Genomic DNA, 22,197 nt, shown 5'->3' with positions numbered 1-22,197 from the left:
ATCCCACGCCGGGGCCTCGAGTCCGTCTAAAGGCCTTACTCCCACTCGATCGTGCCCGGCGGCTTGGACGTGACGTCCAGGACCACCCGGTTGACCTCCGCGACCTCGTTGGTGATGCGGGTCGAGATCCGCTCCAGGACCTCGTACGGCAGGCGCGTCCAGTCCGCGGTCATCGCGTCCTCGGACGACACCGGACGCAGGACGATCGGGTGGCCGTACGTGCGGCCGTCACCCTGGACGCCGACGCTGCGGACGTCGGCCAGCAGCACCACCGGGCACTGCCAGATGCTGCGGTCCAGCCCGGCCGCCGTCAGCTCCTCGCGGGCGATCAGGTCGGCCGCGCGCAGGGTCTCGAGGCGCTCGGCGTCGACCGCGCCGATGATGCGGATGCCCAGGCCGGGGCCGGGGAACGGCTGGCGCTGGACGATCGTCTCCGGCAGGCCCAGCTCGGTGCCGACCTTGCGGACCTCGTCCTTGAACAGCAGCCGCAGCGGCTCGACGAGCTCGAACTGCAGGTCGTCCGGCAGGCCGCCGACGTTGTGGTGGCTCTTGATGTTGGCCGTGCCCTCGCCGCCGCCGGACTCGACGACGTCCGGGTAGAGCGTGCCCTGGACCAGGAAGCGGTAGTCGCCCTCGGCCTTGAGGTCGCGCTCGGCCTGCTCGAAGACGCGGATGAACTCGCGGCCGATGATCTTGCGCTTCTGCTCCGGGTCGGTGACGCCGGCGAGCGCGTCGAGGAAGCGGTCGCGGGCGTCGACGGTGACCAGGTTGACGCCGGTGGCGGCGACGAAGTCCTGCTCGACCTGGGTGCGCTCCCCCGCCCGCAGCAGGCCGTGGTCGACGAACACGCAGGTCAGCCTGTCACCGATGGCGCGCTGCACCAGCGCGGCGGCGACGGCGGAGTCGACGCCGCCGGACAGGCCGCAGATCGCGCGGCCGTCGCCGACCTGCTCGGTGATCCGCTGGACCTGCTCTTCGACGATCGACGACGTCGTCCACTGCGGCTTGATGCCCGCGATGTCGTGCAGGAAGCGGCGCAGCACCTCCTGGCCGTGCGGCGAGTGCGCGACCTCGGGGTGGTACTGGACGCCGGCGAAGCGGCGCTCGACGTCTTCGAAGCCGGCGACCACGGCGCCGTCGGAGGAGGCCGTGACGACCGAGCCCTCCGGGGCCTTGGTGACGCTGTCGTTGTGGCTCATCCAGGCGGGCTGGCGCGCGGGCAGGCCGGCGTGCAGGACCCCGCCGTCGCCGGTGACGCGGACCTCGGTGCGGCCGAACTCGCGGACGCCGGTCGGCTCGACGACGCCGCCGAGCGCGCTGGCGAGCAGCTGGTGGCCGTAGCAGATGCCGAAGATCGGGACGCCCGCTTCGGTGAGCTTCGGGTCCATGCTCGGGGCGCCTTCGGCGTACACACTCGAGGGGCCGCCGGACAGGATGATCGCCGAGGGGTTCTTCGCGAGGAGCTCTTCGACGGACGCGTTGTGCGGCACGACCTCCGAGTAGATCTGCGCCTCCCGGACGCGCCGGGCGATCAGCTGCGCGTACTGCGCCCCGAAGTCCACGACGAGAACCGGACCGGTGGGACTGGGCACCTGGGAACCTCCTGGCGACGGTGGGATTCGCCTCCATCGTCCCAGGTGGGCCGGGTCACCCGGGCCCCGCCCCCACCGTCGAACGAGGACAGCCGCTGTCCGCGAAAGGCTCTACGGTCTGCGGCATGACCGTCGATTGGACCACCCAGCTCGCCGACCAGCTCGACTTCCACTGGCAGAACTTCTTCCGCCCGAAGCTCGACGGCCTCACGGACGACGAGTACCTGTGGGAGCCGGTGCCGGGCTGCTGGACGGTGCGGCCGCGCAAGTCGGACGACGAACCCGGCTCGGGCGAGTTCACCATCGACTTCGCCCACCCCGCGCCCGAACCGCCCCCGGTCACGACGATCGCCTGGCGGCTCAACCACATCCTGGTCGGCGTGCTGGGCATGCGGACGGCGTCCCACTTCGGCGGTCCGGCGATGGACTACGACTCCTACGTCTACCCGGGAACGGCCGCCGAGGCGCTGGCCCAGCTCGACGAGCTGTACGGCCGCTGGATCGCGGGTGTGCGCGCGCTGGACGCCGAGGGCCTCGCCCGGCCGTGCGGCCCGGCGGAGGGCCCGTACGCCGCGGAACCGCTGGCCACGCTGGTCCTGCACATCAACCGCGAGACCCTCCACCACGGCGCCGAGGTCCTGCTGCTGCGCGACCTCTACCGCAACCGCTGACCGAAGATCCTTGTAACGCCGAGTCACCGCCGGTGCGACTCAACGGGTGGAAGGTGGCTCCGACCGGGACCGCCGCCGAGGGGGACCCGCGCATGCTCTACCGACTCCGCCCGTCCGGCCGGCTGACCTGGTGTGACGTGCCCGGGTACGCGGTCTGCCGCGCCGACGACCAGCCGCCGCCCGATTGGGAACGGCTGTCGTGGGTGCCCGCCGAGACGCGGGCGTTCAGCAACGACCTCCTGCGGATCGCCGTCCGGCATGGCGTGCGCTCGGGCAGCGGGATCGTCCTCGACGCCCGGCACACCGAGGACCTGGGCCGGGCCGACGAGCTGCGCTGCGACCGGATCGCCGCCGCCCACGCCCGGGCGGAGCTGCGCAGCGGCGCGGGCGGGCAGCCGGTGGGGGTGCTCGGCTCGGACACCCGGTGGGAAGCCCAGGACTGGGACCGCACCGAGGAAGCCGCGCGCAAGGCCGAGGCGGACCTCGCCGAGATCCTCGCCGTGCCCGTGCAGCCGCACCTGGTCGCGCACTGGCGTCAGCTCGGCGGTCACTACCCGGACTGAGTCGTGAGTGTTTAAGGCGGTTAGAACCGCCCTAAACACTCACGACGGGCCGCGGCAGGAGCACGAAGCCGAGCGCCATCCCCAGCAGGCAGGGCACGCCGTGGTTGTCGTGGACGACCGTGTCGACCACGGCCAGCACCGGCAACGCCCACGCCAGCACCCGGAACTGCACGGGCAGCACCACGCCGTAGCGGCGTGACGCCACGATGACCAGCGCGGCCAGCGCGCCGAGCAGGCCGGCGACGCACATCGAGTTGCCCGCGCCGACCGGGTTGAGCCAGACGTAGCTCATGAACTGCCCGAACCACCCGCAGCCGAAGTACAGCACCAGCCACCGCCACCGGCCGAAGGCGCGCTCGGCGAGCGTGCCGAACACCGCCAGCCAGAGCAGGTTCGAGACCAGGCCGAACGCCCAGGCGTCCTGGAAGAACATGCCGGTGAGCAGGCGGTACCACTCGCCATCATTGATGCGCGCGGCGTCGCGCACGACGTGGTCGTACAGCGGCGGGTGCACCAGCTGCGCGATCCCGCACGCCAGCGTCACCAGGAAGACCACGCCCGTCAGCACCGGCAGGCGGGGACCGGTGGCGAGGGCCCCGAACGGGTTGCGAGCTGCGGCGCGAGTGGTCATGACGGAAAATCTAGGGGCGACGACGTGGTCGCACCCCCGACGTTTGTCACGTTCCACCCGAGAAAGGCACCTGCATGCGAGCGACAGTCATCTACGGCGCCGGCGACGTGCGGGTGGAAACCGTCCCCGACCCGAAGCTGGTCGAGCCCACCGACGTCGTCCTGCGCGTCGTGCGGTCCTGCATCTGCGGCAGCGACCTCTGGCCCTACGCCGACATGAAGCCGAGCGAGCACGGCCGCCGCATCGGGCACGAGTTCCTCGGCATCGTCGAGGAGACCGGCGCCGACGTCACGACCGTCGCGAAGGGCGACCTCGCCGTCGCGCCGTTCCTCTACTCCGACAACACCTGCGAGTTCTGCCGGGAAGGCCTCCAGACGTCCTGCCTGCACGGCGGCGGCTGGGGCTCGAAGGGCGTCGACGGCGGGCAGGGCGAGGCCGTGCGCGTGCCGCAGGCCGACGGCACCCTGGTCAAGCTCCCGCACACCGAGGACGACGCGCTGCTCTCGTCGTTCCTCACGCTGTCGGACGTCTTCTCGACCGGTCACCACGCCGCGGTGAAGGCGCGCGTGAGCGCGGGCCAGAACGTCACCGTCATCGGCGACGGCGCCGTCGGCCTCTCCGCCGTCCTCGCGGCGAAGCGGCTCGGCGCCGACCGGATCGTCCTCATGGGACGCCACCAGGCGCGCACCGACCTCGGCCGCGAGTTCGGCGCGACCGACGTCGTCGCCGAGCGCGGTGACGAAGGCGTCGAGAAGGTCCGCGAGCTGACCGGCGGGCACGGGACGCACGCCGTGCTCGAGTGCGTCGGCACCAAGGGCGCGTTCGAGATGGGCATCGGGGCCGTGCGGGCGGGTGGCGCGGTCAGCCGCGTCGGCCTGCCGCAGTACGACGAGGGCCCGATCGGCGTGGGCGTGTTCCGCCGCAACGTCACCGTCACCGGCGGGGTCGCGCCGGCCCGGCACTACATCCCCGAGCTGCTGCCGGACGTCCTCGACGGCAAGTACCAGCCCGGCAGGGTCTTCGACCGGACCATCGACGTCGAAGGCGTCCCGGACGGCTACCGGGCCATGGCCGGCCGCGAGGCGCTGAAGGTGCTCATCAAGCCGTGACCCGTCCGGGTGGGGGTGGGCGGGGTGCGACTCGGCCGGACCCCCACCCGGATTACGTTGGTACGCATGGACATGATCACCCCCGAGCCGCGCCCCGCCTGGATCGCCGGCCGCCCCGAACCGGGCGCGACCACCCTCGTCGTGCACCACCCGTACGACGGCAGCGAGGTCGCTACGGTCGCGGTTCCCGGGCCGGAGCAGGTCGAGCGCGCGGTCGTCGCCGCGGTGGCGAGCGCGAAGGAGCTGCGACGGCTGCCCGCGCACGTCCGGGCCGGCGCGCTCGAGCACGTCTCCCGGGTCCTCGCCGCCCGCGCCGACGAGATCGCCGAGGTGATCACGGCGGAGAACGGCAAGCCGCTGAAGTGGGCCGAGGCCGAGGTGAACCGCGCGGTGTCGGTGTTCCGCATCGCCGCCGAGGAGGCCCGCCGCTTCACCGGCGAGGTCCAGCGGCTCGACACGGACCCCGCGGGCGAGGCCCGGCTGGCGCTGACCCGCCGCGTCCCGCGCGGGCCGGTGCTCGGCATCGCGCCGTTCAACTTCCCGCTCAACCTGGTGGCGCACAAGGTCGCGCCGGCCCTCGCGATCGGCGCGCCGATCATCGTCAAGCCCGCGCCGCGGACGCCGCTCTCGTCGTTGATCCTGGGCGAGATCCTGGCCGAGACGGACCTGCCCGAGGGCGCGTTTTCCGTGCTGCCACTGGGAAACGAGGAAACGCAGGCGCTCGTCGCCGACCCGCGGCTGCCGGTCGTGTCGTTCACCGGCTCCGGCCCGGTCGGCTGGTCGATCCGCGACGCCGCGCCGCGCAAGCACGTCGTGCTCGAGCTCGGCGGCAACGCGGCGGCCGTCGTGCTGCGCGACTGGCCCGACCCCGAAGGCGCCGCGCACCGCATCGCCACCTTCGGCAACTACCAGGCCGGGCAGTCCTGCATCGCCGTGCAGCGGGTGATCGTGGACGCCGCGATCGCCGGCGAGTTCGTGCCGGAGCTGCTGGAAGCCGTGCAGTCGCAGCGGACCGGCGACCCGTACGACCGCAACACCGACGTCGGCCCGGTCGTCGACGAGGCCGCCGCCGAGCGGATCGTCGCGTGGGTCGACGAGGCCGTCGCGGCGGGTGCGAAGCTGCTCACCGGCGGCACGCGGGACGGCGCGACCGTCGCCCCCACGCTGCTCACCGACGTCCCGCCGGACACGAAGGCGTGGGCCGAGGAGATCTTCGGCCCGGTGCTCGCGGTGTCCGTTGTGGACGGTGTGGACGAGGCCTTCCGGTCGGTCAACGACTCCGCGTACGGGCTGCAGGCCGGTGTCTTCACCACCGACGTCCAGCTGGCCTTCCACGCGTCGGCCGAGCTGGAGGTCGGCGGCGTGATCATCGGCGACGTGCCGTCCTACCGCGCCGACCAGATGCCCTACGGCGGCGTCAAGGGCTCCGGCGCCGGCCGCGAGGGCGTGCTCGCCGCGATGCACGACCTCACCGAGGAGCGCGTCACGGTGTTCACCGGCATCGACCTCTGACTCAGACCTGGATGCCCTGCCCGAACCGGAAGACGTTGAAGGGGTCGTACTTCTTCGCGACGTCCTGCAGCCGGTTGACGTTGTCGCCGTAGTAGGCGGTCTTCCAGTCGGGCAGGGCCGGGTCGATGTAGTTGACGTAGCCGCCGCCCGCGCCGGCCGCGGCGAGGCCCGCGACGACGTCGGCGACGGACTGGCTCACCTTGGCCTGGTTCTTCGCCGTCGCCTGCGCGTAGACCTGCACGCTGGCCAGCGCGTCGCGGTGCCAGAACGCGGTGGCGTTCTTGGCCGGTTCGCCGACCTTGCCGCCGAGGCCGTCGATGAGCAGGTCGGTGCCGGCGCGGCCGGTGGCGAGTGCGACGACCTTGGCCGCGTCGACCGGGGCCGTGATGATCCGCGACGACCCGAGGAACGACTGGCGGTCCGAGCTGCCCTCGAAGTACTTCATGGCGCCGAGGTAGTCGAGGCTGCGGACGGTGCGCTGCGTCGGCTTCGCGCCGGCGTTGGTCGTCAGGTTGTTCAGCAGCGTGTTCAGCCCGGACGCACCGCCGACGTAGCAGCCGCCGACCCGGCACTGGACCGGCGAACCGCCCGAAACGACCAGGTTCGCCCACAGCTCCGGCGGCATCGCGGGAATCCACTGCTGCCACGCGTTGAGCACGTCGGCCGCCGAACCGACCGGGAAGTGCAGCGAAAACACGGTCAGGTTCGGCGCCGGATCGGTGTCGAAGGTGAACTCGGTGACGACGCCGAAGTTGCCGCCACCGCCGCCGCGCAGCGCCCAGAACAGGTCCGGCTCGGACGTCGCGGACGCCGTCACGAGCTTGCCGTCGGCCGTGACGACCTTGGCGGAGCTGAGGTGGTCGCAGGTCAGGCCGTACTTGCGGGCGAGCACGCCGATGCCGCCGCCGAGGGTCAGCCCGGCGATCCCGACCGTCGGGCAGGACCCGGCGGGCAACGCGCGCCCGGCCGCGCCGAGCGCCGCGTAGACGTCCTTGAGCTTCGCGCCGGCACCGATCACGGCCTTGGTGCCCTGGACTTCCACCTTGTTCATCGCGGACAGGTCGATGACCATCCCGCCCTCGGGCACGGAGTACCCGGCGTAGCTGTGCCCGCCGCTGCGCGCGGCGATGCTCACGCGGCCGGCGATGGCCTGGACGCACGCCTGCACGTCCTGGGCGGTCGAGGCCTGGGCCACCGCGACGGGGTTGCGGCCGTCGAAGAGCGGGTTGAAGGCGTGCTTGGCGGTCTCGTAGTCGTCGTCGCCCGGGCGGAGGAGGCCACCGGTCAGCCGGGTGCGCAGGTCGTCCCAGTTCGGCGGCCCGGTCGGCGGCCTGCTGGTCGTCGGCGAGGCCGGGGGCGCGGTGGTGGGCGCGGTCGAGCCCACGGGCACCGGGCTGCCGCCGGTCGAGCAAGCCGCGGCGACCGCGCCTACCGCCGAAACGCCCGCGATCCGGAGGAACGCCCTTCGGTCCAGGTCCATACGGGGGTAGACGTCCGGCTGTCCGGCGGGTTGTCCCGCGTCCTGCTCGCTGTCCACATCGGACTCCTCAGCCCCGGGGGAAGCACCCGGCGCGGCCAGTCTAGGTCCGCCGGAGAACATCAACACGCTGAGCCGCCCCGGCTCGATGGGTACACGCGCCCGCGCCGCGGCGCGTTCAGGACCAGGCGGGAACGCGCGGCACGGCACCGTCCAAGGCGGACCCGTCGGACCGGCCGCTCAGCCAGGCCAGCAGCGCGCCGGGCGTGCCCGTGACGGTCTCCTTCGGCGCGTCGCCCATCGTCCACTCGAAGCCGTCGGTGACCAGGCGCAACGCCGGCAGGTGGGCACCGCGCGAGGTGATCGCGTGCTGGACGACGTCCTCGGTGAGCGGGCCGAGCAGGGCCAGCACCTGGTCGAGGTCGGGCCCGATCCCCAGGTCGGCGAGGTGGATGGTCAGCTCGGACAGCCGCATCCGCGCGACGACGGCGCCGGTCACGGGCCCGCCTTGGCGGTTGCGGGCCTCGCGCGCCCACGCGTCGTCCGGCATGGCCGCGGCGTACTGCTCGAACCGCCCGGCCGACGCGACGAAGTCCGCGAGGATGTCCGGCACCGCCTGCCGCGCACCGGCCTCGATGTCCGTCTCGCGCGCCTCGGGGCTGGCGTACATCGGCGTCTCGGCACCGGTGTTCGCCCAGGTCAGCAGGTTGCGCAGGCCATCGGCGTTGCGCGCGACGTGCGCCACGACGTGCGCCCGCGTCCAGCCGGGCAACGCACTCGGCGCGCGCAGTTCGGGCTCACCGAGCCCGCCGGCCACACGGGCCCATTCGTCGTCGAGCCGCCGCACACCGTCGAGCAGCGCGTGTGCCTTCCCGGATGCCTGTTCCGATGCCGTCGTCACGGGCCCGAGTCTAGGACCGCCGAAGGGCCGCCGGGGCGTCCGCCGGGACGGCCGGGTTCTTCGGCGCGATCGGCTCCAGCCGCACGTACGGCACGTCCTGTGCGGGGCGCTCGTCCGGTTCGCCCTTGTTCGGCCAGAACGAGAACGCCCGCTCCGCCTGGGCCGTGATCGTCAGGGACGGGTTCACGCCGAGGTTGGCCGTGATCGCCGCGCCGTCGACCACCGACAGGCCCGGGTAGCCGAAGACCCGGTGGTACGGGTCGATCACGCCCTCGTCCGTCGTGGCGCCGATCGGGACGCCGCCGATGAAGTGGGCCGTCAGCGGGATGTCGAAGATCTCGCCCCAGGTGCCGCCCGCGAGGCCGCCGATGCGGTCGGCCGTGCGCTCGTTGGCCTCGTGGCCCGCCGGGATGAAGCTCGGGTTCGGCTCGCCGTGGCCCTGCTTCGAGGTGTACTTGCGCCGGCCGAACAGGCCGCGCTTCGTGTACGTCGTGATCGAGTTGTCGAGGCTCTGCATCACCAGCAGGATCACCGTGCGCTCGCTCCAGCGGTAGCCGTTGAGCAGCTTCGCCGTCTGGAGCGGGTGCTTGACCATGAAGCCGACGGCCTGCCGCCAGCGCGGCACCGGCGAGGCGCCGTCGGTGGCGATGGTCTGCAGCAGGCTCATCGCGTTGCTGCCCTTGCCGTAGCGGACCGGCTCGATGTGGGTGTTCTCGTCCGGGTGGATCGACGACGTGATCGCGACCCCGCGGCTGAAGTTGCGGCTCTCGTCGACGTCGGTGCGCGCGGCGCCGATGATCGCCTCGGAGTTCGTCCGGGTCAGCTCGCCCAGCCGCCGCGAGAGCGCGGGCAGCGTGCCGGTGTCCTTCATCTTGTGCAGCAGGTTCTGCGTGCCCCAGGTCCCCGCGGCGAAGACGACCTTCTCGGCCGTGATGGTCGTCCGGAACCGGCGGGACGTCGTCCCGGTCTTCTTCAGTTCGACGTCGTAGCCGCCGCCCGACCGGGGGCGAACCGACGTCACCGTCGTGAGCGGGATGACCTGCGCGCCGTCCTGCTCGGCGAGGTACAGGTAGTTCTTGACCAGCGTGTTCTTCGCGCCGACGCGGCAGCCGGTCATGCAGGCGCCGCACTCGGTGCAGCCGGTGCGCGCGGGCCCGGCGCCCCCGAAGAACGGGTCCGCGGCCTGCTCCCCCGGCTTGCCGAAGTAGACGCCGACGGGTGTCGGGTGGAACGAGTCGCCGACGCCCATGTCCTTCGCGACGTCACGCATCACGACGTCCGACGGCGTGATGGTCGGGTTCGTGACGACCCCGAGCATCCGGCTCGCCTGGTCGTAGTGCGGCGCGAGCTCGGACTCCCAGTCGGTGATGTGCGACCACTGCTGGTCGGCGTAGAACGGCTTCAGCGGCCGGTACAGCGTGTTCGCGTAGACGAGCGACCCGCCACCGACGCCGGCGCCCGCGAGCACCATGACGTCGTTGAGCATGTGGATGCGCTGGATCCCGTAGCAGCCGATTTGCGGCGCCCACAGGTAGCGCTTGAGGTCCCAGGACGTCTTCGCGAACTCGTCGTCGGCGAACCGGCGCCCCGCCTCGACGACGGCGACCCGGTAGCCCTTCTCGGTGAGCCGCAGCGCCGCGACGCTGCCGCCGAAACCCGACCCGACCACGACGACGTCGTAGTCGAAACCATCTGCACTGGTGGTGGTGTTACTGGCAGTCACACCTTGAGCGTAACCCCGGGTCCGCTTCCTGACCAGAGGTAAGTTACTGGCCAGTCACCCGTCTGCACGCTTCTCGGACGGTGATTGTGGGTATACAAACAGTAGCTCGATGTTCACGTCGGCGAGACCCGTTCGGCGGGACACGATTTCCGGGAGGGACCGACATGGGCCCCCAGAAGCTCACCGGTTGGCGCAAGTCGAGCCACAGTCACTTCGAAGAGAACGCCTGCGTGGAGATCGGTTCCGCGCCCGGCGTCGTCGGGGTTCGGGACACCAAGCAAGCGGCACTCGGTGCCGCCCGCCCGGTGCTCGTCTACCCCGCGGAGGCCTTCGCGGCCTTCGTGCGGCACCTCACCGGCGAACGGTGAGCCCCACCCGCTGGAACTCCTTCAAATCCGAATAACCCGTCTTCGCCATCGCGCGACGCAGCGCGCCGAAGAGGTTCACCACGCCCTCCGCGTCGGACGACGGCCCGAACAGCAGGGTCTTGAGGTCGACGGCGTAGTCCGGCCCGGCCGCCACGCGCGAGCGCGGCAGCGACGGGTGCGCGGCCGCCGCCGTCCAGTACAGGCCCTGTCCGGGCGCGTCCGACGCGGCGGCCAGCGGTGAGCCGAGCATGACGGCGTCCGCGCCGCACGCGATGGCCTTCGCGATGTCCCCCGACGTCGTCATGCCGCCGTCCGCCAGCACGTGCACGTAGCGGCCGCCGGTCTCGTCGAGGTAGTCGCGGCGGGCGGCCGCGGCGTCGATGACGGCCGTGGCCATCGGCACGCCGATGCCGAGCACGCGGTCGGTGCTCGTCACGCCCGGCGTGTAGCCGTGGCCGACGATGACGCCGGCCGCGCCGGTGCGCATCAGGTGCATCGCCGTGCGGTAGTCGCTGACGCCGCCGGCGATCACCGGCACGTCGAGGCGGCCGATGAAGTCCTTGAGGTTCAGCGGCTCGGCGTCGCGCACCACGTGCTCGGCGGAGATGATCGTGCCCTGCACGACGAGGATCTCGACGCCGGCCGCGATCAGGTCCGGGGTCAGCTCGGCGGCGTGCTGCGGGCTGACGCGCGCGGCCACCGTGACGCCGGACTCGCGGACCGTCTTGATCGCCTCGGTCAGCAGGTCGAGCCGGATCGGCGCGGCGTGCAGCTCCTGCAGCACCCGGCCGACGGCGGTCGGGTCCTCGACGTCCTCGGCCGCGCGGACCAGCTGGAAGATCGCGTCCTCGACGTTCGGGTGCCGGGCCCAGAGCCCTTCGGCGTTGAGCACGCCCAGGCCGCCGAGCTCGCCGACGGCGACCGCGGTGCCGGGCGAGACGATCGCGTCCGTCGGGTGGGTGACCAGCGGCAGGTCGAAGCGGTAGGCGTCGATCTGCCACGAGGTGGACACCACCGACGACGACCGGGTCCGCCGTGAGGGCACGATCTCGACGTCGTCGAGGTCATACGCCCGCCGCGCGGTGCGGCCCATCCCGATCTCGACCAGGTCCCGCACGTGAAGCCTCCTCCGACGACGACAATCTGCCGTGCCCCATTGTCGCCAGTCCGTGTGGGTGACCCGCGCACGGGGGTTAGAACAGCAGGAACACGGGCAGTGCACCGGCTCCCAGCCCGGCCACCGCACCCGCCATCGCCGGGATCGGGCGCTTGGCGTCGGCGCACGCGCCGAGCGCGCCGGCCAGGAACCCGAGCCCGATCAACGCCGCGAGGAAGACCCCGAGACCGCCGGAGTCGACGGTGGTCCGCCTGCCGTCGGCCTCGATGGCCTGGACCTCCCGCCCGACATCGGAGATCTCCGCCCGGAGCCACGTCCCCGCCGACTGGCCGAGGTGCCGGTCCTTGCCCCAGACCTCGAAGTGCTCACCCGACGCCGTGCGGAGGACGAGGTGGTGCTGCTGGTCCTCGCCCGCACCCGGCTCGGTGCTCACCGGCCACTGCACGGGGTCCGCCGCCTCGACCACGGCTTCTTCCCAGCCGGACGGGCCGACGGCCTGGAGGAACCAGAACACGGCGAGGGTGGACGCCGCCCCGGCGACGACCGCCCACAACGCCGGCCTGACGTCCACGGCTACACGCGGACGAACACGGCGACCGGCGACAGGATCGCGCCCAGCGCCAGGGCCAGCCAGGTCGCCATCGGTGGATAGACGTTGAGCCGGACCGCGCCGAAGTAGACCGCGCCCAGCGCGAGCAGCGACGCGACGATCAGCAGCACCGGCCGGATCACGCCCGCCCGCAGGTCGAGCACGCCGCCGCCGGCCCGCAGGTAGGCGATGGTGCCGTCCGCGGTCGAGACGTCGAGCGCGACCGGCTGCCCCGGCGGCAGGTCGAGGCCGGACCCGACCGTGGTGATGCTGTAGTGCCGCCCGTCGGCCGCGTCGATGCCGATGGTGTGCCGGACGGCGCCGTCGTCGCCGCCGACCGGGAGCTCGCCCCGCTCGTGGGACGCCACGTGCCCGTCGACGCGGTAGGTGGGCGCGTCCCGGCCCGCGAGCACCTGGCACATGAGACAGACGACGCCGCCGAGGAACAGCGAGACGAGCGCGACTGCCGTGAAGAACACCCTGCGGAGCAAGCGCGTGAAGCGGCCGGCCGTCATGGCGTCCAGTGCACACCAAGGTGGCCACGGAAGGCGATAGGCCAGTTACCGTAAGCACTCTGGGTAACGAAGGTTCAGCCGAAGAGGCCTACGGCCCAGGCCGAACGGGGGCATTTGCCGCCGAAAGACCCGCGATCTTGTAATCAGAGCAGGTCGCGAGCGGTGCTGTGGGCACCGCTCGCGCCTCCCCTAGCGAGTCGTGTAGTTGGGGGCCTCGACGGTCATCGTGACGTCGTGCGGGTGGCTCTCCTTGAGCCCGGCCGCCGTGATCCGGACCAGCTGCGCCTCCTGCAGCTGCGGGATCGTCTCGGCGCCCGCGTAGCCCATGCCCGCGCGCAGGCCGCCGACCAGCTGGTGCACCACGTTGGCGAGCGGGCCGCGGAACGGGATCCGGCCCTCGATGCCCTCCGGGACCAGCTTGTCCTCGTTGAGCACGTCGTCCTGGGCGTAGCGGTCCTTGGAGTAGGACTTGCCCTCGCCGCGCGATTGCATGGCACCCAGCGAGCCCATGCCGCGGTAGACCTTGAACTGCTTGCCGTTGACCAGGATCAGGTCGCCGGGCGCCTCGGCCGTGCCGGCCAGCAGGCTGCCCAGCATCACCGTGGACGCGCCGGCCGCGATGGCCTTCGCGATGTCGCCGGAGTACTGGATGCCGCCGTCGCCGATCACCGGGATACCCGCCGGGCGGGCGGCCTGGTCGGCCTCGTAGATCGCCGAGATCTGCGGGACGCCGACGCCGGCGACGATCCGGGTGGTGCAGATCGAGCCCGGGCCGACGCCGACCTTGATGCCGTCCGCGCCCGCGTCGACCAGCGCCTGCGCGCCCGCGCGAGTCGCGACGTTGCCGCCGACGATGTCGACGGCGTCGCCCAGCTCCTTCTTCAGCAGCGAGACGGTGTCGACGACCGCGCGGGAGTGCCCGTGCGCGGTGTCGACCATCAGGACGTCGACGCCCGCGTCGGCCAGGGCCATCGCGCGCTTGTGGCCGTCGGCGCCGACGCCGACCGCGGCGCCGACGATGAGCCGGCCGTCCGGGTCCTTCGTGGCCTTCGGGTACTGCTCGGTCTTCACGAAGTCCTTGACCGTGATCAGGCCGCGCAGCTTGCCCGCGCCGTCGACGATCGGGAGCTTCTCGATCTTGTGCCGACGCAGCAGGCCGAGCGCGGCGTCCGCGGACACCCCGACCTGCGCGGTGATCAGCGGGGCCTTGGTCATGACCTCGGACACCGGGCGGCTGTGGTCGACCTCGAACCGCATGTCGCGGTTGGTGATGATGCCCACGAGGGTGCCGGCGGCGTCGGCGACCGGCACACCGGAGATGCGGAACTTCGCGCACAGGGCGTCGACCTCGGCCAACGTGGCGTCGGGCGCGCAGGTGACCGGGTCGGTGACCATGCCGGCTTCGGACCGCTTGACCACCTCGACGGCGGCGGCCTGCTCGTCGATCGGGAGGTTGCGCTGGAGCACGCCGATGCCGCCCTGGCGGGCCATGGCGATCGCCATCCGCGCCTCGGTGACGGTGTCCATGGCGGCGGAGACCAGCGGCACGCCGAGCGTGATGTTCCGGGTCAGCCGGGTGCCGGTGTCGACCATGCTGGGGACGACGTCCGATTCCGCCGGCAGCAGCAGCACGTCATCGAAGGTCAGGCCGAGCATGGCGAACTTGGCCGGAACGGGGGCGGTGATGCCGTCGCTGGTCATAGCGGGTGAAGGGCCTTCCTGGCGCGGGGTGAGCGGCGTCGCTGTGGCGACTCGGAGCCTTCCCCTCATGATATCCGGGTCCGGCCCCCGCCCCGGGTGGTGGGCGAGCCGCGAGGACCGACCGGTAGCGTGCAGGCCGTGGCGCATGACGTTCTGCCTCCGGACCCGTTCGCGGACGACCCGGACGACCCGGCCCGCGCGTTCCTCGACAACGAGGAGCGGCTGGACGAGCCGATCAGCGACCAGGAACGCACCGAGCTGCTGGCCGATCTCTCGGATCTGGCCGTCTACCAGGCGCTTCTCGAGCCTCGCGGGGTCCGCGGGATCGTCGTGGACTGCGGCGAGTGCGACGAACCGCACTACCACGACTGGCACCTGCTGCGGGCCAGCCTGGAGCAGCTGCTGGCCGACGGGCGGATGCGCCCGCACGAGCCGGCCTACGACCCGAACCCCGGCGACTACGTCAGCTGGGACTACTGCCGCGGCTTCGCGGACGGCGTCACGGCGAACGAAAGCGCGTACTGAGCGCCCCTGACCGAACGAAGAAGCCCCGGTGAGTTTCCTCACCGGGGCTTCTTCGGTATGTCGACGTCTACGGCGTATCGGTGACGCCCTGCTGGCCGGCCCCGCCGACCGTCTCGCTGCGGGGTGACGTGCCCGGGTCGTTGCCGCTCGCGGCCGTGGTGGTCGGCGTGGTCGGCGGCGGGGGTGTTGTCTCGGTGGTCGGCGGCGGGGGCGTCACGGTCGGCGTCCCGGTGCCCGGCAGGCTGGTCGTGCCGCCGCTGCTGCCCGGGATCGACGTCGCCGAGCCGGCCGGCGGCACCTGCGTCGCCGAGACACCACCGGGCGGAATCTGCGTCGACGTGGGCTGCTGGGTCGGGCCCTGCACCGGCGCGTCCGGGTTCTGGAGCTGGGCGGCGAGCTGCCGGTGCTGCTCCATCAGCTGGCCCTTGTTGTCCTCGTCGCTGACCTGCGAGAGCGCGGTCTGGGCGTCTTGGAGGGCCTGGCGGGCGGCGACGAGGTCGCCGCCGGCGATGGCGAGGTTCGCCTTCTCGAGGTCGAGCTTCGCGTTCGCGGCCGCCTCGACCGAGTGGGTGTGATCGGAGTACAGGACCTTCGCGAGGCCCCAAAGCGTGTCGCCGGGCTCCGCGGAACGCGCGGCCAGCCCGGTTCCGGTGAACGCGATCGCCAGCACAGCGGCGGCGACGGCGACCGGGACGAGCAGCCTGCGGCGGCGTCCGCTCGAGGCGTGCCGCTGCGCGAGAGCGGCGGTGGTGACGGTGCGTACCGCGGTGTCGACGTCGACCAGTTCGGCCAGTGGCTCACTGTCGATGTCTCTTCGCCACGCCACCAGCAACGCGTTGAGCTCCTGGTCGCCGAGGCCGTCGGCCAGGGCCGGGTCGGATCCGCCGAGCGCGTCGAGCAGGGCGTCGTCCGCCTGCACCGCCGTCAGATCGGCGGCGAACTCCGCCTCCGAACCCGACAGGCCGCCGGCCCAGACGTCATCCGGCTCGAAACCCTTTTCGTGACCGGTCACTCAGAGCACCTCCTCCGCGGCCAGGACCTTTCTCAGCCGCGCGAGCGCGCGGTGCTGAGCGACGCGGACGGCTCCGGGGGTGGACCCCACGGCGTCCGCGGTCTCCTCCGCCGACAGGCCGACGACCACGCGCAGCACCACGATCTCCCGCTGCTTGTCCGGCAGCACCTGCAACAACTGGGACATCCGCTCGTTCAGCTCACCCTGCAACGCCCGCTGCTCGGGACCGACGCCACCCTCGACCTCGTCGGGGATCTCGGCGACCGGTTCGGCGCGGTTGCGAGCCGCCGCGCGGTGCGCGTCGGCCACCTTGTGCTGGGCGATCCCGTAGACGAAGGCCAGGAAAGGGCGCCCTTGGTCACGGTACGAAGGCAATGCCGTTAGCACCGCGAGACACACCTCCTGCGCAACGTCGTCCGCCGAAGCGAACGATCGCTCCTGCCTGCCAACCCGAGCGCGGCAATACCGCACTACCAGTGGACGGATAGCAGCCAGCAGCCGCTCCACTGCCTGGGGATCTCCCTCGACAGCAGCGGCGACCGGTTCATCCAGTCCATCCCCCACATTGGCCATCGCAGACAACAGTCCCAGTGTTACGTGTAGGCGTGCAAAGAGTCCGGCTCGTGGCTGCCCGCGCCGCGGACCGGTGACCGTTACCGTACCTGCGGCCGGCTCGGACCGGCGCGCGCGGTGCTCCCCGGCGCGCCGCGCCTGCCGGCGCCGCGAAAATACGGATTAGCCTCTGAAGCCCACGATCGATGTCGTCGAATCAACGAGCGACCGGGACCACAGGTACGAGTTCCCGTCCGGAGGGCGGGAACCGGGGCGGGAGACCGCCCCGAGGGCTGCCCCGAAGGGCGCCGGAGTGTGATGGGGACCACACAGGTACGGGCCAGGACGATACGTCGCCCTGGCCCGCTGTCACCTGTATTCCGGCCGTGTCAGGATCGAGGAGAGTTCCGCGGAACGGTCAGCTGACCAGGCCGCGGCGGAAGCCGTGAGCCACGGCCTGCGCGCGGTCGCGCACGCCGAGCTTGCGGAACAGCCGACGGGCGTGGGTCTTGACCGTGTCCTCGGACAGGTACAGCTCGCGGCCGATCTGGCCGTTGCTCTTGCCCTGGCTCATCCCGCGGAGCACCTGAAGCTCGCGCTCGGTCAGCTGGACGCCCGGGTCGGACGGCTGACGGGGCGCGGGCACCGAGGTGCTCGCGAGGGTGTGGGCCAGTGCGGCGACCAGCTCCGGCCGGGACGCGTCCCAGCGGAGGTAGCCGCGGGCACCACCGGCGATGGCGGCAGCGATGCTGCCGGCGTCGTCGGGGGCGCCGAACACGATGACGTTCGCCTGGGGGTTCGCGGAGACGAGCCGCCGGGTGGCTTCGACACCTGTCGGGACCGCGCGTTGCGTCCCGACCAGCACGACGTCGACGGGCTGACGGGAGTACCGGGCCAGCAGCTCGTCACCGTGCGCTACGCAGTCGATGCGACTGACCCCAGGGACCGCGGACATCACTCGGGTGAGCCCTTCACGGACACTGCGTCGGTCGTCGCAGATCAAGACCGTCGTCACGGGGTTTCCTTCCTGCAGCCGGGTGACATTCCACTTCCCCTATCGGACGCTTTAGCCCGAACCTTGACACGATCCGGTGGCTTTTTTTGAAACTTCTTAGCCCGGATGCCGGAACACCCCATTCCGACGGCTCAACCACCCGGGGCGGGGACCCATGGCGATTCCCCCGCGATCCTCCTCCCGCAAGGATCTGCGCTTCGTAACACTGCGTGCAACACCTCGGCGACTCTGAATCGATACTCCTCGGCGTGTCCTGGGCGCAGGTCGGCCGCGACGAGGGCGGCGGGCCACAAAAGTGAAAGCAATTCGCATTCTTCGGCCGCCGCCATTGCCTTTCCGACGAGAGCGTCCGAAATGTTCCGGTGATCGGGTGCTCCGGCCGCCCGCAGGGCCACGGCCAGCACAATGCCGGATTTGGTCGCGTGGCGGCGGGCGCCGCGGGCGACGGCGGTTTCGAACGCGCGCTCGGCGGGCGCCACGGCGGCGGCGCCCTGACCTGCGGCGAGCTCGATCTCGGCGCCGACCCAGCCGCAGCGGACGTCGGCCCGCCACCCGGCGTCCTGCGCCGCGGCCCGCGCGGCCAGCCGCCGCGCGGCGCTCAGCCGGCCCAGGGCGAGGTTGTCGGCGGCCAGCCCGAGCAGCGCGTCCGCCCGGGCGCCGGCGGCGTCGAGGCCGTCCGGGTCGGGGTCGCCGCGCAGGGTCGCCGCGCGCGCGAAAGCCTCGCCGTCGAGCGCGCGGGCCCGTGCGTGGCCACCCAGCTGCCGCCGGTGCGCCGCGAGGGTGCTGGCGGCCAGGGAGCCGAGCAAGGGGTCGCCCGCGGCACGCAAGGGGTCCAGGAGCGCCGCGGCGGCCGCGTACCGCCCCTGGGCCCCCAGGACGACGGCGGCGAGCAGGCGGGCGCGTGGCGGCCCGGTACCGCGCAGGACGGCGGGGTCGGGCCGCGGGTCACTGCCGAAGGCGGCGGCGCGGAGGGCGGGTTCGTGCACCCGTCCTTTCTAGCGCCTGCCACCGACAAGAACGTGATCGAAGTGCCCTGGGCCTGGATCGACTCGAATCGAGCCGGCCCGGGGCCGCGGCTCGCTCCGGAGTGCGGGCGGATCGGCCGAATGGCCGTAGGGGACGGATCGAGCCACAACCAGCGCACGACGCGCTGCGTGGGCGGCGCATTGGTCTCGGCACTGCCGTGAGGGACACCCTCATGGCCTTGAAAGCCGTGAAGGTGCCCTTCACGGCGTTCCGCGCGGGCCCGGCTAGTGGTGGACGCCGACCAGGACGTGCTCGATGCGGTCCGCCGCGCCCTGCAGGTCCGGGAGGTGCTCCACCTTGTCCGGCAGCCCGGACGGGTCCCAGCCCGGGCCGCAGGCGAACAGCCGGCTCCGCTGGCGCCCGCGCGAGACCCGGGCGAACAGGCGGGTGTCCGCCATCCCGTGGCGGTGGGCCCACAGCACCACCGCCGCCGGCGCGCTGCGGCGGACCGCCACCGCCAGGACGTCCGCGGGCAGCGGGACCCCGAACAGCTGGGCGCCGATCCGCCGGCCGGCCAGTGACGCCGCGAGCGCGTACATCGGCATCGTGTCGCGCTCCTCCGGGACGCAGCCGAGCAGCACCGGGCGGGTGTTGCGCGGCTCGTCGAGCACCGGGGTGGCGCGGATCAGGGCGGCGTACACGCACTCGGCGAGCAGGTACTCGACCTCGGCGCCCGCGCTGGCCCCGCGCCAGCGGGCCCGCAGCGCCGACAGGACCGGTTCGAGGACGCCCGTCCAGGCGGGCAGCACCCCCAGCTCGGCGACGGTGTCGGCGAGCATGCGCTGCACGGCGTGGACGTCCATGGCGAGCGCGGCGGTGCTCAGCCGGCGCGCGAGGCGGGAGCGGACCTCGTGGCCGTCGTCGGCGGTGCCGGGGTCGGGAGGCTCCTCGGGCTCCTCCGGCTGCGGTGAGCCGGAGCGCGGGATCTGCTCGAGGGCGTAGCGCGCGGCCTCCGCCGTCGACGCGCCGCTGAGGAGGGCCCGCTGCATCAGTTCGAGCCGGCCGATGTCGGAGGTGCCGTAGCGGCGGTGACGGCCGTCGGTGTGGCGGCTGGGGCCCAGGCCGTAGCGCCGGTCCCAGGTTCGGAGGGTGGACGGCGCGACCCCGAGCCGGCGGGCGACCGAGGCCACCGGCAGGGTGGGTTCTTCGGTACCCGACCCAGCTCCCACGAGCCTCAATATCCAGGCACTCACCGAGGTCGGCAACCGGAGGCAGACCCCCCGCTCACACATCCGGGGGATGCCTAACGGCTGAATCGAACCGAATCGCTTGAACAACTATTGGCGCGCTTCTAACGTTACGGCCGTTGCACCGAATGGAGTATCGGCACCACAGCAGAGCAGCTAGCGGCATCGACCGAATGACGGAGGCGGTCAGGATGGCAGACACGCGCAGGCTCCCAGGACCCAACGCCGACATGTGGGACTGGCAGCTGGAGGGGTCGTGCCGGGGGATGGACAGCGCGTCCTTCTTTCACCCGGACGGCGAGCGCGGCCCGGCGCGGGCACGGCGGGAGGCCAGGGCGAAAGCCGTGTGCCTGAGCTGTCCCGTTTTGGAGATGTGCCGCAGCCACGCGCTGGCGGTGCACGAGCCCTACGGCATCTGGGGCGGACTCTCGGAGTCCGAACGCGAACACTTGATCAAGGCCGACAAGCGAACGCTCAGCATGTCGGGCGGCTGAAGGCCCACGAACATCGGAGGGCGGCGCCGGGTGGGGTGGCCGCCCTCCGTGCTTTCCGGGTGAGTTCTGCCCGGGACGGGACCGGGGCGGCATCCCTCACGGGGTGCCGCCCCGTTTTCGCGCGCGCCGAGCGCATCAGTCGGCCGCGCACGCGTCGAGCGGGTACGCCCACGCATCCGGCGCTCGACCGAAGAACGGCCTCCACCTGCGCGTACACGAGAAAGGGCGGCACCCCTTGCGGGATGCCGCCCTTCTCGTGCTCAGGACTGCGTCAGTGCGAGTGGCCGTGGCCCGCTGCGGCGGACTCTTCCTCGGCCGGCTTCTCGACGATCGACGACTCCGTCGTCAGCACCAGGCGTGCGATCGAGGCGGCGTTCGCCACCGCGGACCGGGTCACCTTGACCGGGTCGACGATGCCGGCGGCCAGCAGGTCCGTCAGCTCGCCGGTGGCGGCGTTGAAGCCGTGTCCCCAGCTCTGCTCCCGCACCTTGTTCACGATGACCGCGCCCTCGTGGCCCGCGTTGGTCGCGATCCAGAACAGCGGGGCGGACAGCGCGTCACGCACGATGCGGACACCGGTCGCTTCGTCGCCCTCGAGGCCGAGGCCGTCTTCGAGCTCCTTGACCGCGTGCACCAGCGCCGAGCCGCCGCCGGGCAGGATGCCCTCTTCGACAGCCGCCTTGGTCGCCGCCACGGCGTCCTCGATGCGGTGCTTGCGCTCGTTCAGCTCGGTCTCGGTGGCCGCGCCGACCTTGATCACCGCGACACCGCCGCCCAGCTTCGCGAGCCGCTCCTGCAGCTTCTCGCGGTCCCAGTCGGAGTCGGTGGTCTCGATCTCCTTGCGGATCTGCGCGATCCGGCCCTGGATGGCGTCCTTGGCCCCGCCGCCGTCGACGATCGTGGTGTCGTCCTTGGTGACGACGATCCGGCGGGCCTTGCCCAGCGAACCGAGGTCGGTCTCGGACAGCTTCTGGCCGATCTCCGCGGAGACGACCTCACCACCGGTGACGAACGCGAGGTCGTCCAGGAACGCCTTGCGACGGTCACCGAAGAACGGCGCCTTGACGGCGACGGCGGTGATCGTCTTGCGCAGCGAGTTCACCACGAGGGTGGACAGCGCTTCGCCGTCGACGTCCTCGGCGATGATCAGCAGCGGCTTCTTGGCCTCGACGACCTTCTCGAGCACCGGCAGCAGCTCCGCCAGCGACGAGACCTTCTCGCGGACGAGCAGGATGTAGGCGTCCTCGAGGATCGCCTTCTGCTCCTCCGGGTTGGTCGCGAAGTGCGCCGAGAGGAAGCCCTTGTCGAACTGGACGCCCTCGGTGATCACCAGCTCGGTCGCCAGGGTCGACGACTCCTCGATGGTGATGACGCCGTCTTCGCCGACCTTCTCGACGGCTTCGCCGAGCAGGGCGCCGATGTTGGCGTCACGCGAGGTGACGGTGCCGACCTGCGCGATGCTCTCGCGGCCCTTGACCGGGGTCGCCTTGCTCTTGAGGACCTCGATGACCTTCGCCGCGGCGGCTTCGATGCCACGGCCGATCGAGGTCGGGTTCGCGCCGGCCGCGACGTTGCGCAGGCCGACCTTCACCAGCGACTGCGCGAGCACCGTCGCGGTCGTGGTGCCGTCGCCGGCGACGTCGTTGGTCTTGGTGGCGACGCTCTTGGCGAGCTGGGCGCCGAGGTTCTCGAACGGGTCGTCGAGCTCGATCTCACGGGCGACGGTCACGCCGTCGAGGGTGATGGTCGGGCCGCCGAACTTCTTGTCGAGCACGACGTGGCGACCGCGCGGGCCGAGGGTGACCTTGACCGTGTCGGCGAGCTTGTTCACCCCGCGCTCCAAGGCGCGACGAGCGTCCTCGTCGAATCTGATCTGCTTGGGCATAGCGTGTTCCGCTTACCTTTCGGTGGGTCTGG

General features: G+C 72.0%; 22 protein-coding genes. 7 read left to right on the top strand and 15 right to left on the bottom strand.

The window, feature by feature from the left end:
- Window positions 1-35: 35 nt before the first annotated feature.
- Window positions 36-1,592: a glutamine-hydrolyzing GMP synthase gene (guaA, locus tag OG439_RS42665; RefSeq protein ID WP_326946075.1), complete on the bottom strand. Its 1,557-nt coding sequence runs from the start codon at window positions 1,590-1,592 to the stop codon at window positions 36-38.
- 125 nt (window positions 1,593-1,717) lie between these two features.
- On the opposite strand from guaA, the gene OG439_RS42660 reads away from it, so the two are divergent.
- Window positions 1,718-2,263: a DinB family protein gene (locus OG439_RS42660; RefSeq protein ID WP_326946074.1), complete on the top strand. Its 546-nt coding sequence runs from the start codon at window positions 1,718-1,720 to the stop codon at window positions 2,261-2,263.
- A gap of 92 nt (window positions 2,264-2,355) precedes the next feature.
- Window positions 2,356-2,826, top strand: a complete 471-nt coding sequence (locus OG439_RS42655) for a hypothetical protein (RefSeq protein ID WP_326946073.1) — start codon at window positions 2,356-2,358, stop codon at window positions 2,824-2,826.
- Window positions 2,827-2,857: 31 nt separating this feature from the next.
- On the opposite strand, the gene OG439_RS42650 is transcribed toward OG439_RS42655, so the two are convergent.
- The gene (locus OG439_RS42650; protein WP_326946072.1) at window positions 2,858-3,457 is read right to left on the bottom strand and encodes a rhomboid family intramembrane serine protease; all 600 of its coding nucleotides are present in this window, start codon (window positions 3,455-3,457) and stop codon (window positions 2,858-2,860) included.
- Window positions 3,458-3,531: 74 nt separating this feature from the next.
- On the opposite strand from OG439_RS42650, the gene OG439_RS42645 reads away from it, so the two are divergent.
- Entirely contained in the window at window positions 3,532-4,566 is a 1,035-nt protein-coding gene (locus tag OG439_RS42645; protein ID WP_326946071.1) for a zinc-dependent alcohol dehydrogenase family protein, read from the top strand.
- Between the two features lie 66 nt (window positions 4,567-4,632).
- Window positions 4,633-6,078 carry an aldehyde dehydrogenase family protein gene (locus OG439_RS42640; protein WP_326946070.1) on the top strand — a complete coding sequence of 482 codons (1,446 nt, stop codon included), beginning with the start codon at window positions 4,633-4,635 and terminating at the stop codon, window positions 6,076-6,078.
- Between the two features lies 1 nt (window position 6,079).
- Here OG439_RS42640 and OG439_RS42635 read toward each other — a convergent pair whose 3' ends face one another.
- The 3 genes from OG439_RS42635 to OG439_RS42625 form a co-directional block, all read right to left on the bottom strand.
- Window positions 6,080-7,615, bottom strand: coding sequence for an FAD-dependent oxidoreductase (locus OG439_RS42635; RefSeq protein ID WP_442792254.1), 1,536 nt, complete (start codon window positions 7,613-7,615; stop codon window positions 6,080-6,082).
- Between the two features lie 118 nt (window positions 7,616-7,733).
- The gene (locus tag OG439_RS42630) at window positions 7,734-8,456 is read right to left on the bottom strand and encodes a maleylpyruvate isomerase N-terminal domain-containing protein (protein ID WP_326946069.1); all 723 of its coding nucleotides are present in this window, start codon (window positions 8,454-8,456) and stop codon (window positions 7,734-7,736) included.
- A 10-nt stretch (window positions 8,457-8,466) separates the two neighbouring features.
- On the bottom strand, window positions 8,467-10,179 hold the full coding sequence (locus tag OG439_RS42625; protein ID WP_326946068.1) for a GMC family oxidoreductase: 1,713 nt from the start codon (window positions 10,177-10,179) through the stop codon (window positions 8,467-8,469).
- 164 nt (window positions 10,180-10,343) lie between these two features.
- Between OG439_RS42625 and OG439_RS42620 the strand changes: the two genes are divergently transcribed.
- Entirely contained in the window at window positions 10,344-10,547 is a 204-nt protein-coding gene (locus tag OG439_RS42620) for a DUF397 domain-containing protein (protein ID WP_326946067.1), read from the top strand.
- On the opposite strand, the gene OG439_RS42615 is transcribed toward OG439_RS42620, so the two are convergent.
- The 4 genes from OG439_RS42615 to guaB all read right to left on the bottom strand — a co-directional run bounded on the left by OG439_RS42615 (window position 10,531) and on the right by guaB (window position 14,469).
- Window positions 10,531-11,664 carry a GuaB3 family IMP dehydrogenase-related protein gene (locus tag OG439_RS42615; RefSeq protein WP_247060642.1) on the bottom strand — a complete coding sequence of 378 codons (1,134 nt, stop codon included), beginning with the start codon at window positions 11,662-11,664 and terminating at the stop codon, window positions 10,531-10,533. The two genes, OG439_RS42620 and OG439_RS42615, sit on opposite strands and share 17 nt — an antisense overlap.
- A gap of 76 nt (window positions 11,665-11,740) precedes the next feature.
- Window positions 11,741-12,235, bottom strand: a complete 495-nt coding sequence (locus OG439_RS42610; protein WP_326946066.1) for a hypothetical protein — start codon at window positions 12,233-12,235, stop codon at window positions 11,741-11,743.
- A gap of 2 nt (window positions 12,236-12,237) precedes the next feature.
- Window positions 12,238-12,732 carry a hypothetical protein gene (locus OG439_RS42605; RefSeq protein WP_326946065.1) on the bottom strand — a complete coding sequence of 165 codons (495 nt, stop codon included), beginning with the start codon at window positions 12,730-12,732 and terminating at the stop codon, window positions 12,238-12,240.
- Between the two features lie 225 nt (window positions 12,733-12,957).
- On the bottom strand, window positions 12,958-14,469 hold the full coding sequence (guaB, locus tag OG439_RS42600; RefSeq protein WP_326946064.1) for an IMP dehydrogenase: 1,512 nt from the start codon (window positions 14,467-14,469) through the stop codon (window positions 12,958-12,960).
- Between the two features lie 129 nt (window positions 14,470-14,598).
- On the opposite strand from guaB, the gene OG439_RS42595 reads away from it, so the two are divergent.
- Window positions 14,599-14,994 (top strand): DUF5319 domain-containing protein, encoded by a 396-nt coding sequence (locus tag OG439_RS42595; RefSeq protein ID WP_247060636.1) that lies wholly within the window; start codon window positions 14,599-14,601, stop codon window positions 14,992-14,994.
- Between the two features lie 67 nt (window positions 14,995-15,061).
- On the opposite strand, the gene OG439_RS42590 is transcribed toward OG439_RS42595, so the two are convergent.
- The 5 genes from OG439_RS42590 to OG439_RS42570 form a co-directional block, all read right to left on the bottom strand.
- Window positions 15,062-16,006: an anti-sigma-D factor RsdA gene (locus OG439_RS42590; protein WP_326946063.1), complete on the bottom strand. Its 945-nt coding sequence runs from the start codon at window positions 16,004-16,006 to the stop codon at window positions 15,062-15,064.
- Window positions 16,007-16,579, bottom strand: a complete 573-nt coding sequence (locus OG439_RS42585; protein ID WP_247063912.1) for a sigma-70 family RNA polymerase sigma factor — start codon at window positions 16,577-16,579, stop codon at window positions 16,007-16,009.
- A 397-nt stretch (window positions 16,580-16,976) separates the two neighbouring features.
- Window positions 16,977-17,573 carry a response regulator transcription factor gene (locus OG439_RS42580; RefSeq protein WP_003073605.1) on the bottom strand — a complete coding sequence of 199 codons (597 nt, stop codon included), beginning with the start codon at window positions 17,571-17,573 and terminating at the stop codon, window positions 16,977-16,979.
- 131 nt (window positions 17,574-17,704) lie between these two features.
- Window positions 17,705-18,559 (bottom strand): hypothetical protein, encoded by an 855-nt coding sequence (locus OG439_RS42575; RefSeq protein WP_326946062.1) that lies wholly within the window; start codon window positions 18,557-18,559, stop codon window positions 17,705-17,707.
- Between the two features lie 264 nt (window positions 18,560-18,823).
- On the bottom strand, window positions 18,824-19,768 hold the full coding sequence (locus tag OG439_RS42570) for a MerR family transcriptional regulator (protein ID WP_326946061.1): 945 nt from the start codon (window positions 19,766-19,768) through the stop codon (window positions 18,824-18,826).
- A 191-nt stretch (window positions 19,769-19,959) separates the two neighbouring features.
- Between OG439_RS42570 and OG439_RS42565 the strand changes: the two genes are divergently transcribed.
- Window positions 19,960-20,280: a WhiB family transcriptional regulator gene (locus OG439_RS42565; RefSeq protein WP_305879369.1), complete on the top strand. Its 321-nt coding sequence runs from the start codon at window positions 19,960-19,962 to the stop codon at window positions 20,278-20,280.
- 271 nt (window positions 20,281-20,551) lie between these two features.
- Here the strand turns inward: OG439_RS42565 and groL are convergent, their stop codons facing one another.
- The gene (gene groL, locus OG439_RS42560; RefSeq protein WP_247060629.1) at window positions 20,552-22,165 is read right to left on the bottom strand and encodes a chaperonin GroEL; all 1,614 of its coding nucleotides are present in this window, start codon (window positions 22,163-22,165) and stop codon (window positions 20,552-20,554) included.
- Window positions 22,166-22,197: the final 32 nt, after the last annotated feature.

It is taken from the genome of Amycolatopsis sp. NBC_01307 (genome assembly GCF_035975215.1).
Taxonomy (GTDB): domain Bacteria; phylum Actinomycetota; class Actinomycetes; order Mycobacteriales; family Pseudonocardiaceae; genus Amycolatopsis.
The sequence above is the reverse complement of the archived record's forward strand: the minus strand, read 5'-3'. Positions and strand labels throughout refer to the sequence as shown.